Source organism: Kitasatospora sp. NPDC033851 (assembly GCF_055576085.1).
In genome coordinates this window covers 735,497-749,172 of record NZ_JBVIRL010000002.1, presented here as the reverse complement: position 1 = coordinate 749,172, position 13,676 = coordinate 735,497, and the positions used below count along the sequence as shown (strand labels likewise).

General features: G+C 72.9%; 16 protein-coding genes. 7 read left to right on the top strand and 9 right to left on the bottom strand.

Features of this window, described 5'->3' with window-relative positions; translation table 11 throughout:
* Nucleotides 1–183: 183 nt before the first annotated feature.
* The 4 genes from ACZ51D_RS06525 to ACZ51D_RS06510 are packed head-to-tail and all read left to right on the top strand — an operon-like array spanning nucleotide 184 to nucleotide 1,941.
* A complete protein-coding gene (locus ACZ51D_RS06525; protein WP_360494465.1) occupies nucleotides 184–480 on the top strand; it encodes a type VII secretion target in 297 nt (98 codons plus the stop codon).
* Nucleotides 481–504: 24 nt separating this feature from the next.
* Nucleotides 505–822, top strand: a complete 318-nt coding sequence (locus tag ACZ51D_RS06520) for a hypothetical protein (RefSeq protein WP_465661385.1) — start codon at nucleotides 505–507, stop codon at nucleotides 820–822.
* Nucleotides 819–1,445 carry a hypothetical protein gene (locus ACZ51D_RS06515; RefSeq protein ID WP_465616569.1) on the top strand — a complete coding sequence of 209 codons (627 nt, stop codon included), beginning with the start codon at nucleotides 819–821 and terminating at the stop codon, nucleotides 1,443–1,445. The genes ACZ51D_RS06520 and ACZ51D_RS06515 overlap by 4 nt, the downstream gene beginning before the upstream one ends.
* Before the next feature lie 13 nt (nucleotides 1,446–1,458).
* A complete protein-coding gene (locus ACZ51D_RS06510; protein WP_465616571.1) occupies nucleotides 1,459–1,941 on the top strand; it encodes a hypothetical protein in 483 nt (160 codons plus the stop codon).
* A 49-nt stretch (nucleotides 1,942–1,990) separates the two neighbouring features.
* Here the strand turns inward: ACZ51D_RS06510 and ACZ51D_RS06505 are convergent, their stop codons facing one another.
* Nucleotides 1,991–3,640 (bottom strand): LCP family protein, encoded by a 1,650-nt coding sequence (locus ACZ51D_RS06505; RefSeq protein WP_465616573.1) that lies wholly within the window; start codon nucleotides 3,638–3,640, stop codon nucleotides 1,991–1,993.
* A complete protein-coding gene (locus ACZ51D_RS06500) occupies nucleotides 3,633–3,983 on the bottom strand; it encodes a DUF6542 domain-containing protein (protein WP_360494450.1) in 351 nt (116 codons plus the stop codon). Before ACZ51D_RS06500 ends, ACZ51D_RS06505 begins: the two co-directional genes overlap by 8 nt.
* 528 nt (nucleotides 3,984–4,511) lie before the next feature.
* Here ACZ51D_RS06500 and ACZ51D_RS06495 point away from each other — a divergent pair.
* Entirely contained in the window at nucleotides 4,512–5,156 is a 645-nt protein-coding gene (locus ACZ51D_RS06495) for a TetR/AcrR family transcriptional regulator (RefSeq protein WP_465661384.1), read from the top strand.
* 67 nt (nucleotides 5,157–5,223) lie between these two features.
* Here the strand turns inward: ACZ51D_RS06495 and ACZ51D_RS06490 are convergent, their stop codons facing one another.
* The gene (locus ACZ51D_RS06490; protein ID WP_360494444.1) at nucleotides 5,224–5,946 is read right to left on the bottom strand and encodes a hypothetical protein; all 723 of its coding nucleotides are present in this window, start codon (nucleotides 5,944–5,946) and stop codon (nucleotides 5,224–5,226) included.
* A 240-nt stretch (nucleotides 5,947–6,186) separates the two neighbouring features.
* A complete protein-coding gene (locus ACZ51D_RS06485; RefSeq protein WP_360494441.1) occupies nucleotides 6,187–6,717 on the bottom strand; it encodes a GNAT family N-acetyltransferase in 531 nt (176 codons plus the stop codon).
* Between the two features lie 91 nt (nucleotides 6,718–6,808).
* Between ACZ51D_RS06485 and ACZ51D_RS06480 the strand changes: the two genes are divergently transcribed.
* Entirely contained in the window at nucleotides 6,809–7,021 is a 213-nt protein-coding gene (locus ACZ51D_RS06480; protein WP_465616578.1) for a nucleotidyltransferase domain-containing protein, read from the top strand.
* Between the two features lie 74 nt (nucleotides 7,022–7,095).
* Here the strand turns inward: ACZ51D_RS06480 and ACZ51D_RS06475 are convergent, their stop codons facing one another.
* On the bottom strand, nucleotides 7,096–7,980 hold the full coding sequence (locus ACZ51D_RS06475; RefSeq protein WP_465661382.1) for a CAP domain-containing protein: 885 nt from the start codon (nucleotides 7,978–7,980) through the stop codon (nucleotides 7,096–7,098).
* A gap of 140 nt (nucleotides 7,981–8,120) precedes the next feature.
* Nucleotides 8,121–11,048 (bottom strand): AfsR/SARP family transcriptional regulator, encoded by a 2,928-nt coding sequence (locus tag ACZ51D_RS06470; RefSeq protein ID WP_465661380.1) that lies wholly within the window; start codon nucleotides 11,046–11,048, stop codon nucleotides 8,121–8,123.
* Nucleotides 11,049–11,176: 128 nt separating this feature from the next.
* Here ACZ51D_RS06470 and ACZ51D_RS06465 point away from each other — a divergent pair, with 128 nt between their 5' ends.
* A complete protein-coding gene (locus ACZ51D_RS06465) occupies nucleotides 11,177–12,601 on the top strand; it encodes an AfsR/SARP family transcriptional regulator (protein WP_465661378.1) in 1,425 nt (474 codons plus the stop codon).
* A 7-nt stretch (nucleotides 12,602–12,608) separates the two neighbouring features.
* Here the strand turns inward: ACZ51D_RS06465 and ACZ51D_RS06460 are convergent, their stop codons facing one another.
* The 3 genes from ACZ51D_RS06460 to ACZ51D_RS06450 all read right to left on the bottom strand — a co-directional run bounded on the left by ACZ51D_RS06460 (nucleotide 12,609) and on the right by ACZ51D_RS06450 (nucleotide 13,670).
* Nucleotides 12,609–13,088 (bottom strand): hypothetical protein, encoded by a 480-nt coding sequence (locus ACZ51D_RS06460; RefSeq protein WP_465661376.1) that lies wholly within the window; start codon nucleotides 13,086–13,088, stop codon nucleotides 12,609–12,611.
* A gap of 154 nt (nucleotides 13,089–13,242) precedes the next feature.
* Complete coding sequence (locus tag ACZ51D_RS06455) at nucleotides 13,243–13,443, bottom strand: DUF397 domain-containing protein (protein WP_465661374.1); 201 nt, start codon at nucleotides 13,441–13,443, stop codon at nucleotides 13,243–13,245.
* Between the two features lie 26 nt (nucleotides 13,444–13,469).
* Complete coding sequence (locus ACZ51D_RS06450) at nucleotides 13,470–13,670, bottom strand: DUF397 domain-containing protein (protein WP_465661372.1); 201 nt, start codon at nucleotides 13,668–13,670, stop codon at nucleotides 13,470–13,472.
* Nucleotides 13,671–13,676: the final 6 nt, after the last annotated feature.

Sequence of the window (13,676 nt, the reverse complement as noted above, 5' to 3'; positions counted from 1 at the left end):
ACCCTCTCGTCGACTTCTGAGGCATCCGTACGATTACCCCGTACGCAGTACACTATACATAGTACGGAGAATCGCGCCAGGGGCGTGCCGACTGATCGCGTCCATGTTCGAGAAAGTCCGGCGGCGAACCGCCCGGTCCCGTTAGGGTCGGGACATCGCATCGAGCATTGGGGGGTCGATCCGATGTCGGGAGCCGGATTCGAGGTCTCGCCGGAGCAGTTGAGGTCCTCGGCGGCCAACGCTTCGTCCATCGCCGCCGGTCTGGCCACACCGGTCCAGACCGCTGGAACCGCCTCGGGGGCTGCCGAGACAGCCTTGGGCGGCTGGCAGGTGGCAGGGCAGCTGGCCGCCGTGGTGACCGCGTGGACCCAGGGCGTGGAGAAGATCCGCAGCGCGCTCGGCACGGACGAGGAGTCGCTCCGCCAAGCGGCCGACAACTACGGCAAGACCGACAACGGGAACGCCGGGGCGCTCCAGTAGCACAACAGGGGGAGGGGGGCTCCCGTGGTGGATTTCACGCGCCTGCGCGACGTGAAACTGGAGTCGGTGACGGAGACCGGCAAGGACTGGCAGGCTGTCGCCAAGGCGTTCGACCAAGCGTGGCAGCACATCGAGGAGTCGGTGCTCAAGCCGCTCGGGACCTGGACCGGCCCCGCCGCGACCGGCGCCCGGTACGTGACCGACACGAACGACCGGATGGACTGGATCCGCAAGGACATGCTGCCCAAGTACCAGCAGCTGCTGGCGAATCCGGTGCAGGCGAAGACGCTCATCGACACTCCGTTGCTCGACCGGGCCGACGAGTACGAGATCGTGCCGTGACGGGGGCGTGGCGGATCCGGATCCTGGCGGTGCTGCTCTGCCTGGTTCTGCTGGCGGCCGGGTGCTACTTGGTGGGCGGGAGGACGCGTGCCGTCCACTGGGACCTCCGGAACTCGCACCGGGGTGCCGATCTCGGGGTCAAACTCAATCCGCACAGCGGCCACGACTTCGAGAACCTGGGCCCGGTGGACATCGACCTGCCTGGCGGTCAGCGCTTCCACGCTGCCACGATGAGCCTCATCGTGGCAGCTACCCACGATGACGCGGAGAACATCGACGAGCTCGTCTGTTGGGACTCCGACCTCTCGCTGGACGAGGCGTACAAGAGGGCCATGGACATCGCCCGGCAGTTCGGCTTGAAGTCCGACGGGATCACCGAGTTCCGTCAGAAGGTCCTCGACGGCCTGGCAAGGGGCGACCGGGTAGGTCTCGACGGGCAACACGGAGACTCCGACTTCCCGTTGCTGACTCCGGCCGGACCGCTCTTCGGGGTCGGCCTCAAGTACGAGACCGTCAACAACGGACAGCCCGTGACCCTGGAGGTCAACATCGCCTGGGGTGAGAACCTGAGACTCACGCTCCAGGACCAGGCCACCCAGTCCGCCACCCCGACCGCGCCCTGACCCGGAGGCCCTGTTGTCGTACGAGCAGCCCGTTCAGCCGACGGCCGTCACCTGGAACCTCCGCAGCAGCCATGGCCGCAGCGATGTCGGCTGGCCCGAGAACGTGCGGCGCCGCTGGCGCATCCCCACCGTGGCCGCGACCATCGCGCTGCCGGGCGGGCGCTGGTTCACCGGCAGGGTCGAGCTGTTGGCCACCGCGGAGAGCGAGGTGCTCGACCTGGTCAGCGTGACCTTTCCGGCCGCCACGGTGGATGACGCCTACCGGCTGTCGGGCGAGCTGGCACTGTACTGGGAGCTGCCGGTCGCGCCGCTGGAGGGCTGGTACCGCGAGGTGCGGGCGGGGCTGGCGGCCGGGCGGCCGATCAACGAGTTCGGGTTGAGCATCCGCGGTCCGCGGCTGGAGGAGCCGTCCGGGCCGACGGTGAACCTGGTGTTCGTCTTCGCACCCCGCGGCCCGCGGCCGGTGCGGCCCGCGCTGTACTTCGAGTGGTCCTGAGCGGTGCCCCGCCGGGGTCGGCGGGGCACCGGACGATTGGCGGGGCGGGTCAGTAGACGCAGGGGATGCCGCCGTCGGACTGGGCGTCGACGCCGGGGCCCTGCATCGGCAGGTTGGCGGCCGGGTCGGACGCGGAGCCGGTCGGGGCGGCGGGCTTGTCGGCGTCGACGCCGGTGAAGCCGGTGCCGAGGGTGACCACGACGTGGTCCGCGCCGGCGGAGGCGGACTCGGTGGCGGTCACGCCGTAGCGGGCGGCGATCTGGTCGGCGGCGTCCTTGGCGCCCTTGCCGTAGGTGACGGTGGTGGTCTTCGGCTTGGTGCCCGCCGGGCCGGTCCGGCCCTCCTTGAAGCCCATCGCGACCAGGGCCTTGGATTCGGCGGTGGAGGAGACTCCGGTGGCCGAGGAGGCGTTGAAGACGTCCACGGTGACGGCCTTGGCGGCGGTCGACGTCGGGCTCGCGCTCGGCTGGGTGGCCGTGGGCGCGGGGGTGGCGCCGGTCGGGTCGGCCGGGGCGACGGGGGCGGCAGCGGCGTCGGCGTAGCCGAACAGCTGCTTGACCACCTTCTGGACCTTCGCCGGGGTCACCAGGTTGACGTCCTGGCCGTTCCGGGTGCCGAAGCCGTCGAAGGTCAGGGTGTTGAACTCGACGTTGCCGCCGGTCAGGGCCGGGGCCTGCTGGGCGAAGTCGAGGATGTTCCACTGGTTGTCGATGACGAGGTCCTTCTGTATGACGCCCATCAGCTCCTGCATCTTGCCGAGGTCGCCGACGATGCCCTTCTGCTTCAGGTTGTGCACGACGGCGGAGATGAAGGCCTGCTGGCGGTGGGTTCGGGCGAAGTCGCCGGAGTTGCCGTCGGGGCCGTCGAGGTTGTGGCGCTGGCGGACGAAGGAGAGCGCCTGGGAGGCGTTGAGGGTGTTGATGCCCTTCTTGAAGTCGGCGCCGGAGCCCTGGCCCTCCATGGCCGGGTCCTTGGTGTCGTGGGTGAGACAGACCTGGATCGGCTCGACCGCCTTGGCGATGTCGTAGAAGCCCATCAGGTTGACCTCGGCGATGTGGTCGATGGGCTGGTCGAGGAACTTCTGCACGGTGCGGATGGTGGCCGCGCGGCCGATGTCGCGGCCCGCCTTCTCCAGGTCGGCGCCCTTGAGGCCCTTGGCCCGCAGGCCCGGATCGGCCTTGTCCTTGGCCGCGCCGTAGGCCTCCTTGATCTTGGCCATGCCCAGCTGGGAGCCGTCGGCGTTGTAGGTCATGACGTAGTCGTCGCGCGGTATGGAGACGGCCTGCACCTTGCCGCCGTTCGCGGGGATGTGCAGCAGGATCAGCGAGTTGGTGTTGTAGCCGCCGATGTCGGAGCTGTGGCCGGCGTGCAGCTCGTCCTGGACGAACTGCGGGGGCAGGTCCGAGCCGTCCATGTTCTTGCGGCTGTCCAGGCCGATCAGCAGCAGGTTGACCGAGTTGTCGAGGTGCTTGGGGGCGTCCTTCTTCGTCTCGGCGATGACGTTGGAGGTGGTCATCCCGTCGGTGAGCTGCTTGTACTCGTACCAGACCACCCCGCTGGCGGCGAACACCGCCAGTCCGACGGTGCAGGCCACCACCCGGCCCGCGATCAGCAGCGGGGACCGGGTGCGGGCCGGGGCTCCGGCGGCCCGGCGGGCGGCGGCGCGGCCGCCCTCCTGCTGCTCGCTGTTCTCAGCCACGGTGCCTCCTCCGGTCCCGGACCACCCGGACCACGATCACCAGGAGAGCCGCTGCCGCGGCCTCAGCCATCACGGGAAAGCCGTGCACCACCCATTTCGCGGCGCCGGTGGCCAGCCCCCTGCCCTGGTAGAGCTCGCGGTTGGCGGCCAGCTCGGCGGCGGCCGTCACGCCCAGGATGACCGGCGGGGAGGCCGCGAGCACCCACCACCAGCCGTTGCGGGTGCTCAGTGCGGCGGCCAGGCCGGTGCCCAGCACCGCGGTCAGCGAGAACGCCAGTCCCATGCCCGGGCCGGAGAGTTCGCTGATCGCCGCGCCCACCACCGGCAGCCCGACCGCGGCCACCGCCGGCAGGGTGGGCCCGCCGGAGAAGGGGCGCTTCGGGCGGGCCGCGGGCCTGTCGGTCTGTCGGTCAGTCGGTCTGACGGTCGACCCGTCCGCCGGCCTGTCCGCCGCCCGTCGCCGTGCACCCTGATCGGCTGTCCGTCCCCCGTCGGGCGACCGTCCCCGGTCGGCTGCCCGCCCCTGGTCGGCTGCCCGCCCCCGGTCCGGCGACCGTCCTCGCTGCCCCGCCACGCACCCACCCCCGGTGTTCCCGTGTTCCGTGCGCCACGTCGGCGCCCGCGCCGGTTGCCTGCCCGTACGTTCGTTCGTGGCGCTGCCATTTCTGGACGCTGGAGCCGGTCGGCCGGTTCCCGTGCGTGGCCGCGGAGCCCGTGATCGGGGCCGGGTACTTACGCAATGCGTCTACACGGGTGTAGATCTTACTCGGCGTGGCGCGCGCGTGTTCGATGGCGAGCCCGGCTCGGTGCGAGGCGAATATACTGCACCGAGTAGTTTATCAACGCGGGCGGAGCAGTGGAGGAGCGGACCGTGGCGACGACGGGTGGAGCGGGACGACCGGAGAAGCGCAGGGCGATCACGCAGGCCGCGACGGTGGTGTTCGGGCGCGAGGGCTACATGCGGGCCAGCATGGACGCGATCGCGGCCGAGGCCGGGGTGTCCAAGCGCACGGTCTACAACCACTTCGCCGACAAGGAGACCCTCTTCCTGTCGGTGGCGCTGCAGAACTCCGCGGAACTGACCGAGAAGATCCGGGACTTGATGGCGAAGTACCTCGACCGGGTGGTGGACCTGCGCCAGGACCTGGTCGACTTCGCGGTCGAGCGGGCACGCGCGGTGCTGTCCGCCGGGGAGCACGGGGCGCTCGGCCGGGCGATCCGCGCCGAGGTGGCCAACATCCCGGCGGACGTTCTGGAGGCCTGGCTGGAGGCCGGCCCGATCGCCTCGCTGCGCGACCTCGCGACGCACTTCGAGGCGCTCTCGGAACGCGGACTGCTGGCCGTCGAGGACGCCGCGCTGGCCGCCGAGCAGTACACGCTGCTGACCTTCCACGGCATCGCCGAGCGCTCCTTCTGGGGCGCCGTCCCGGTGGCGGACGAAGAGGTCGAGCGGATCGCGGCGGTCGGCGTCGACGCCTTCCTGCGGATCCACGGCGGCCCGGCGGCCCGGGGCTGAATCCCGGGCGGGGCCGAACCCCGGGCGGGGGCGGCACAGTGCCGCCCCCGCCCGGAGTCCGTACAGATCACTTCCAGTTGACGCCCTTGCCGAGGGTGTACGGGTCGCCCCAGTACTCGGCGCCCGCGACCTTGGAGGCCTCCGGGGACAACGCCACCGCGCAGGAGGTGGCCGACTGGCCGTTGGTGAAGCCCTTGGGCAGCGACTCGCTCTTGCACTTGGCGAAGGCCCCGATGATCATCAGGTCCTGCGCCTCGGTGCCGTCCGCCAGCAGGCCCTTCATGTGGTCGACGCTGGTGAAGGACAGGTCGGTGCTGCCGGCGTTGGTGACGCTGTAGTGGATGTAGTACGGCACCAGGCCCTTGGCCTTGTCGCCCAGGTTGAGCGAGGTGAGGTCGGCCGGATCGCCCTTCTCGATCGAGGTGACCGCGAGCGCGATGGTGCCCTTGGTGCTGCCCGAGCTGAACGGGATCGTGACGGCGTTGCCGACCTTGACCGTGGTGCCGCCGGCCGGGGTGCCGCCCGCCGGTGCGGGCGCGGCAGCCGAAGCGGAGGCCGCGCCGCCCGCCGGGGCGGAGGTCGGGGCGGCCGGGGTGATGGCGCCGCCACCCGGCGACGGGGCGACGGTGCCCGGCGCGGACGACGCGGCCGGTGCGGACGGCGCGGCCGGCGGGGTCGTCGCGGTGTCGGACGACGACGCGTCGTCGTTGCAGGCGGTCATGGTCAGCGCGCCGACCGCGGTCAGCGCGGCCAGGGCGAGGGCGCGGCGACTGCTGCGGATGGGCTTCATGTGACGTCCCCCGTCATTGCGGACCGCCGTCGGCGGTCCTCCTGAGGGATGTTCATAGCGCAGTCCGGAGGTCGGGTGCCATGACTTTGGCCTCCCTTTGACCGGTCTGTGACGAGTCTCTCGCGGGTCCGTGACAAGGGATATCGAGTCGTGATCGGCCGGGCGGGGTCGGGCGGGGTCGGGCGGGGCAGGGCAGGCCGTCGGGGAGCGGCGGGCGGGGAGCCGCAGTGGGCCGTCGGATCACGGTGTCCATTCGCCGGCGAGCAGGCCGAGGACGGTCTGGTCGACGAACGCCCCGTCGGCCCAGTGGCCGGCGCGCAGGGTGCCCTCGACGGTGAATCCGGCGCGTCGGGCGGCGCCCAGCATCGGCTCGTTGTCGGCGAGCGTCTCCATCTGCAGCCGCTGGAGGCCGAGCGTGCGGAAGCCGTAGCGGCAGAGCGTGCGCAGGGTGTCGGTGGCGAGCCCCCGGCCGCGGTGTCCGGGGCGCAGGGCGATGCCGAGGTGGCCGCTGCGGTTGTGGGAGTCGATGCCCCAGACCAGGGCCTCGCCCGCGAGTTCGCCGGTGTCCCGCTCGACGACGGAGAAGCAGGCGGCGTCGTCGGCGGGCGCGCCGACGAGGTAGGGGGAGTGCGGGGAGTCGGGCGGGAGAGGCCGCCAGGGGCGGTTGTCGGCTCGGGTGCGGGTGGCGACGTCGTCGTACAACTCGGCCTGGAGAACGGGTATGTCGCTCTGCAGCCGGGCGCGGAGGGTGACACGGGAGCCTTGTAGCATGTCACATTGTCTACCAGGGGCGGGCGGTGGGCGCCTTCGGTTTTCCGTTCGGATCCGGAGCCGGGGCCGGTGACCTGCGATTCTTGCCCGCATGAGTGAACGGATGATCGATCAGGCCCGTCGGCTGGTGGCCGACCGATTCCCGGACGCGCTCGCCGCGCTGCTGGCCGGGTCCGCGGCGGCCGGGACCGCCACCGCCACCAGCGACCTCGACCTCGCGGTCCTGGTCGCGGACGGGCGACGGTGGCGAAGCCGAGCCGCTCGTAGTGCCGGATCGCCGGGGCGTTGTCGGTGCGGACGTTGAGGCCCAGGTGGTCGGTGCCTCCCCAGGGGTTCCGGGCCCGGCCCTCCCGACGGGGACCGGGCCCGGTGGGCGGGTCAGACCTGGCCGAAGGTCTGGACGTAGCGCCCTCGGGTGCCGTGCTGGCGAACCGCGGAGCCGACACCGATGTGGTTGAAGCGCGGGTCGAGGATGGTGTCGCGGTGGTGGGGGCTGTTCATCCACATCCGCATCGCCTCCGGGACGTTGTCGGCCGCGGCGACGTTCTCCGCGGAGAAGCGGAAGGCGAAGCCGGCGGCGCGCACCCGGCGCCACGGTGTGCTGCCGTCGGTGCCGTGGTCCTGGGTGAGGTCGTGTGCCGTCATGTCGTCGGCGTGGCGTTGGGCGGCGGCGTTCAACCGCGCGTCCAGGCAGAGCGGCTGGGCGCCGGCGCGGGCGCGTTCGGTGTTGACGGCGGTCAGCATCTCGGTGTGGACGTCACCGTCGGCGGGCTGCGGACGCCGCGCCGTCCGCCACCGGCCGCCGGCGGTCCGGCCGGCGGGGATGAGCTGCCAGCGCTGGGCCGGGTCGGTGTGGTTCTGCCGGGCCAGGGTGAGCGGGGAGCCGGGGGTGGACGCGGTGAGGAAGAGGTCGCCCTCGTCGGAGTTCAGCGTGCGGATGCGGAGCCAGTCGTCGCCGACGACTTCCAGGCACCAGCGCTGGTCGGGCTGACCGTCCAGGTCGGCCAGTGAGGTCCGGCGGGTGGTGTGGTCGTAGTGCATGACCATGGCCTGGCCGGGGGCGTACCGTCCCTGGGTCAGCTGGGTCTCCACCACCCAGTTGCCGTCCATGGACCAGAAGACCCAGCCCTGGGCGGTGGTGCCGTTGCGCTCCCGGGACTGGATCGGAGCGCCCGGGTCGGTGCGGCCGGAGTGCAGGTCGGCGACCGTTCCGTTCGCCGACCGGAGCGTCCACACCTGGCCGTTCCGTACGAGCGTGGGCATGTGTCGTGCCTCTCGTCGGTGGTGTCGCCCCGGGCCGCGACCGTTGCGGCGGCGGCCCGGGGCCTGACGGGAGAGATGTTCCGGGAACGCGGTAGACGGCCGGTCAACGCGCGTAGCCGATGGTCGTGCCGATGCCGTACCTACTCCGTCAGTAGCCCCCTGACCTGCGCTGCCTCCTCCTCCAGCCCCAGCCGCTCGTACACCTCCAGGGAGTCCGTCAGGCAGGCCCGGGCCTGGCGCGGGCGGCCGAGGCCGGTGAGCGCGGTGCCGAGGGTGCGCAGCAGGGCGGCTTCCAGGGCGGCGCTGGTGCGGCGGGCGAGGGGGAGGACGGCTTCGGCGGCGTCGACGGCGAGCAGCCAGCGGCCGGCCTCGGCGTGGATGCGGGCGGCGAGGTCGCCGGCCGCGGCGGCGAAGACGGTGACCTGGAGGGCGGTGAACTCCTCGCGGGCGCCGACGGCGTGGTCGAGGGCCGCCTCCGGGTCGCCGCACAGGCGCAGCACCCGGGCGAGGTAGTAACGGCCGATCGCGGCGGAGACCGGGCCGGAGGCGCTCATCAGGCTGGCGCTGCGTTCGGCGGCGTCCCGGGCCTCGTCGAGGCGCCCGGTCTGGGCGGCGCTGAACGCGAACTCGCCGAGCGCGCTGCCCTCGGCGCGCTGGGCGCCGAGGCGGTGGAACAGGTCGGCGGCGCGTCCGGCGTGCTCGGCGGCCTCGGCGTAGCGGCCGTGCATGCGGGCGTTGCTGCCGAGGGTGATCAGGGCCTTGGCGAGGACGCGTTCGGTTCTCTCCTCCCGCCCGGACAGGGCGACGGCCCGGCGGATCTCCTCCTGGGATTCGGCGTAGCGGTTGATGTGCCAGAGCATGCTGCCGCGCAGGTAGCGGGCGAGGGCGAGCGGTCCGTGCTCGCCTCGGTCGGCGGCCTGTCGGGCGATGCGTTCGGCGAGGTCGACGATGACGCCGGTCTGGGTGCGTTCGGGGAGCACGGCGCCCATCCGGTCGGCGAGTTCGGCGGCGCGGTCGAGCGGCAGGGCCGGGTCGTCGCAGCCGAGCGCGATGGCGGCGGCGTGCACCTCGGCCTGGTCGCGCATCCAGCGCACGGCTTCCGCGCCGTCGGCGATGGCGCGGCCGGGGGAGGCCACGGCCGCGCCGAGCAGGCTGAGTTCGGCCGGTTCGGCCTTGCGGGCGGCGAGGTCGGCGTTGCGGGCGGTGGCGAGGCAGAAGTCGAGCAGCCGGTCGGTGGCGGCGGTGCGGTCGGCGGGGGTGTCCTCGTCGGCGAGGCGGTCGCGGGCGTAGGCGCGGACGAGGTCGTGGTAGCCGTAGCGGCCGAACCGGGGGGAGTGCAGCAGGTTGAGGTCGACGAGTTCTTCGAGGAGCCGGTCGGCCTCGTCCTCGGTGCGGCCGAGCAGGGCGGCGGCGCAGGGCAGCGGCAGGTCGGGGGCGTCGGGCAGGGACAGCAGGCGGAAGGCGCGCGCGAGTTCCGGGTCCAGGCGGTGGTAGGAGAGCGCGAAGGTGGCTTCCACCGTCCGTTCACCGTCGCTGAGTTCGGCCAGCCGGTGCTCGTGGCGCAGCCCGTCGGCGAGTGCCGCGAGGGTGAGCGAGGGGTCGGCGGCGAGCCGGGAGGCGACGATGCGGACGGCGAGTGGCAGCAGCCCGCAGGCCTGGACGACGTCCTCGGCGGCTTCGGGTTCGGCGGCGACGCGTTCGGCGCCGACGATGCGGACGAGCAGTTCCAGCGCCTGTTCGGGCGACAGGGTGTCCAGGCGCATCTGGTGGGCCCCGGCGAGACCGGCCAGCCGGTGGCGGCTGGTGATGAGGACGGCGCAGCCGGCCGAGCCGGGCAGCAGCGGTTCGACGTGGCCTGACTCGGCGGCGTTGTCGAGGACGACCAGGACGCGCCGCCCGGCCAGCGCCGAACGGTAGAGGGCGCTGCGTTCGCCGCTGTCCGGCGGGATGTCGGCGGGGTCGACGCCGAGAGCGCGCAGGAATCCGGCGAGCACGGTGCCCGGGTCGGGCGGGGTGCGGTCGGCGCCGCGCAGGTCGGCGAAGAGCTGCCCGTCGGGGAAGTGCACGCGCATCTGCCGGGCGACGTGCACGGCGAGGGTGGTCTTGCCGACGCCGCCCATGCCGTCCAGGGCGGAGACCGCGACGGCGCGCCCGCCGGCGCCGGAGAGGCGGTCCGCGAGGGTTTCCACCTCTTCGACGCGTCCGGTGAAGTCGGGCAGGCCGGAGGGGAGTTGGTCGGGCGCCTGCCAGGCGTCGGGGCCGGCGCCGGCGGCGGGCTCGGGGACGGCTCCGGCCGGCAGCAGGGTGGCGTCCTCGCGCAGGATGCGCAGCTGGATCTCGGCCGGGCCCCGTCCGTCCGGCGGCAGCGACGGACGGGAGTCCTCGAACACGGCGAGCGCTTCGGCCTTGCGGCCCGACTGGTAGAGGGCGCGCATCAGGACGGCGGTGAGCCGGGGCCGCCCGGTGTGCTCCAGGGCGAGCGCCTCGGCCTCCGCCGTCAGGTCGGTGCGGTCGCCGAGTTCGGCGTCCAGCTCCAGCTGGGTCTCCTTGGCCGAGATCCGCTGCTCGGTGAGGCGGGCCCGGACGGCTTCGGCGTGCGGCCCGGGCAGCCCGGCGAGCGGCTCGCCGACCCACAGCCGCTGGGCGCTCCGCACCACCTCCCGGACCTCCCGGGGCGGGGCCTGCCGGTCGCGCAGCCGTTCGGCCTCGGCCAGCAGCGCCTCCCAGGCGGCCGCGTCCGCCTCGGCCCCGGGCACCCTGAGCGCGTAGCCGTCGCCGACCCGCACCAGCGGCAGCCGCTCCGGATCGTCCCCGGTGTACGGCCGGAACGCGCTGCGCAGCCGGGAGACGGCGAGCTGGACGGCCTTGCGCGGTTCGGCGGGCTCGGCCCCGCCCCACACCCCCTCGACCAGGACCGGAACGGCCACCGTCCGCCCGGCGGCGGCCAGCAGCACGGCGAGCACCGCCCGCTGCTGCGGCCGGCCCAACTCCAGCTCCTGCTCCCCGTACCAGGCCCGCAGCGGCCCCAGCATTCCGAACCGAAGCCCGGATCCCCGTGTGTCATCCATGTCCCGTCCCGAATGTCGTTCCGCGCCGGGATTTCGCCACTTCCGTCCGGACAGCGGCGCCCCCATCCCTGGCGGCCTATGCTCTGTCACAGATTGTGCACCGGATTCTGGGATTCGAGAGGTGGGCTGTGCGGCTCGAATTCCACGTGCTGGGGCCGCTGCGCGCCCGGTGCGACGGCCGTGAGATCGACCTCGGCCGACCGCAGCAGCGGGCCGTGCTCGCCGCGCTGCTGCTCGCCCCGGGGCAGCTGGTTCCGACGGAGCGGCTGGTCGAAGGCCTGTGGGGGGAGGACGACACCCGCTGGCCGAAGGATCCGGCCGGGCAGATCGGCACCCATGTGCACCGGCTGCGCCGTGCCCTCGGCGAGTCCGGGCTGCTCGTCGCGGCGGCCGGCGGCTACCGGCTGGCGGTGCCCCGCGAGGCCGTGGACCTCTTCCGCTACGAGGGTGCGGTGGCCGAAGCCGTCGCGCTGCGTCACCAGGACCCGGTCCGGGCGAGGGAGTTGCTGGTGGCGGCCCTCGGGTCGTGGGAAGGCGACCGCGCGCTGGACGGCGCGCCGGGCGCCTTCGCCGAACGGACCCGGGAACGGCTGGCGGCCGGTCGCTTCGCGGCCGTGAAGGCCCTGCTCGACCTGGACCTGGCACTCGGGCGGCACGCCGGCGCGGTGGAGTCGCTGGCCGAACTCGCGGCCGCCCACCCGCAGGACGAGGAGGTGCACCGGCTGCACCTGCTGGCGCTGCACCGCTGCGGCCGGACGGCCGAGGCACTGGCCGGGTACGAGGCCCTGCGGGAACGGCTGGACTGGGAACTGGGACTCGAACCGGCCCCGGCCGTCGTGGAACTGGCCGAGAAGATCCGGCGCGGGGAGGCCCCCGTGCTGCTGCGACGGCTGCCACGCCCGTGCCAACTGCCCTCGGACATCCCGGACCTGGTCGGCCGGGCGGCGCTGGTCCGGGCGGGAGAGCAGGCGCTGCGGGCAGGCGGGGCACCGGTGCTCGGGCTGGCGGGCCCCGCGGGCAGCGGGGCGTCGGCCCTGGCGGTGCACATCGCGCACGTCGTTCAGGACGCCTTCCCGGACGGGCAGCTGTACGCGAGCGGCGGCGAGGCGGACGTGGTGCTCGCCGGGTTCCTGCGCGCATTGGGCGAACGGCCCGGCTCCTCGTCCGGCCTCGACGAACTGACCGCGCGCTACCGCGGGGCGCTCGCCGGACGCCGGGTGCTGGTGCTGCTCGACGGGGTGCCCGACCCCGCGCCGCTGCTGCCCGAAGTGCCGGGCTGCGCGGCGGTCGTGGCAGGCGCGGAACCGGGCGCACTGCCCGGGAACGACGTCGTACGGCTGGCGGTGGGACCGCTGGAGCCGCACGACGCCTACGAGCTGCTGGCCCGGATCGCCGGCACCGAGCGGATCCGGCAGGAGGCGGACGCGGTCGCCGAGCTGGCCGCCCTCTGCGGAAACCTGCCGGTCCTGCTGAGGGCGGCCGCGGAACGGCTCGCGGCCCGACCGCGGTGGTCGGTCGCCGACCTGGTCAGGTGGTACACCGAGCGCGGCTGAGGGCGGCCTAGTACGGGTCGGAGCTGCGGAGCGTGGCCGTGATGATGCCTGACAGAGGGGGCTGGACGAAGGTGACCACGAGCCCGCCCCTGTCGGCGACCCCCAGGGTGGCGAGCTCGTTCGGGTTGTCCTTGAACGTGTTGCTGGCCCAGCAGACCCGGTTGTTGGCGCCGTAGACGACGACGTTCCCGTCGCCCTGCATGATCGTCTTCTGGCCGCACCCCAAGGACCCCGGAGCGGACCACACCGGGTACGGGGCCGACGGGTAGCCCCGGTACAGGACGAGGTTGCCGTCGCCCTGCATGATCAGCCGGGTGTCGCCGTTGCTGAGATAGTCGGCCTGGTAGAGGATCCCAGGCTCGGAAATCGACGGGCCGTACCCGGTGGCGGCCTGCGCGGTTCCTGCCGACACCATCGTCCCGACCAGCGCCATCACCCCGGCCGCCATGCCGATTGCTGCGCGCCGCAACGTCTTCGTCGCCTTCATGCCCCGTACTACCTCTCTCCAGCGTCGGCGCCCGCGATCGCGTCGGGCGCCCTGTGGAGACGATCATGGGCGATGGCGGTAGACAAACGATAAACAGATCGTTGGAGCGCCCCGCCCGCCCGCCGAAGCGGCGAGCGGGCGGGGGGAGTGCGGGTCAGATGAGGTGGTCGAACTCGCCGGCCTTGGCTCCGAGGATGAGGGCGCGGAGCGTGGCGGTCGAGGTGGAGATGATGACGGAAGGGTCGTCGGACTCGCGGAGGTGGCGAAGTTCGTCGGCGCCAGCGGCCAGCTCAATGCAGTTGCTGCCGGTATCTCCGCCGCTGAACGACGACTTCTGCCAGTCGAGGTCGGTCATCTCGGGCCTCTCAAGGGCGGTTGGACTCAGGTGAGGTGGTCGAACTCGCCGGCCTTGGCTCCGAGGATGAGGGCGCGGAGCGTGGCGGTCGAGGTGGAGATGATGACGGAAGGGTCATCCGACTCGCGGAGGTGGCGAAGGTCGTCGGCGCCGGCTGCGAGTTCAACGCAGCTACCGCCCTCGTTCGAGCCGCTGAACGATGACTTTTGCCAACGGAGTTCGGACATCGGATG

What these genes read in the sequence shown, in the direction of transcription:
- ACZ51D_RS06525 (WP_360494465.1), top strand. Translation starts at nt 184, where the DNA reads ATGTCGGGAGCCGGATTCGAGGTCTCGCCGGAGCAGTTGAGGTCCTCG.
- ACZ51D_RS06490 (WP_360494444.1), bottom strand. Translation starts at nt 5,946, where the DNA reads ATGAAGCCCATCCGCAGCAGTCGCCGCGCCCTCGCCCTGGCCGCGCTG.
- ACZ51D_RS06485 (WP_360494441.1), bottom strand. Translation starts at nt 6,717, where the DNA reads ATGCTACAAGGCTCCCGTGTCACCCTCCGCGCCCGGCTGCAGAGCGAC.
- ACZ51D_RS06480 (WP_465616578.1), top strand. Translation starts at nt 6,809, where the DNA reads ATGAGTGAACGGATGATCGATCAGGCCCGTCGGCTGGTGGCCGACCGA.
- ACZ51D_RS06475 (WP_465661382.1), bottom strand. Translation starts at nt 7,980, where the DNA reads ATGCCCACGCTCGTACGGAACGGCCAGGTGTGGACGCTCCGGTCGGCG.
- ACZ51D_RS06470 (WP_465661380.1), bottom strand. Translation starts at nt 11,048, where the DNA reads ATGGATGACACACGGGGATCCGGGCTTCGGTTCGGAATGCTGGGGCCG.
- ACZ51D_RS06460 (WP_465661376.1), bottom strand. Translation starts at nt 13,088, where the DNA reads ATGAAGGCGACGAAGACGTTGCGGCGCGCAGCAATCGGCATGGCGGCC.
- ACZ51D_RS06455 (WP_465661374.1), bottom strand. Translation starts at nt 13,443, where the DNA reads ATGACCGACCTCGACTGGCAGAAGTCGTCGTTCAGCGGCGGAGATACC.
- ACZ51D_RS06450 (WP_465661372.1), bottom strand. Translation starts at nt 13,670, where the DNA reads ATGTCCGAACTCCGTTGGCAAAAGTCATCGTTCAGCGGCTCGAACGAG.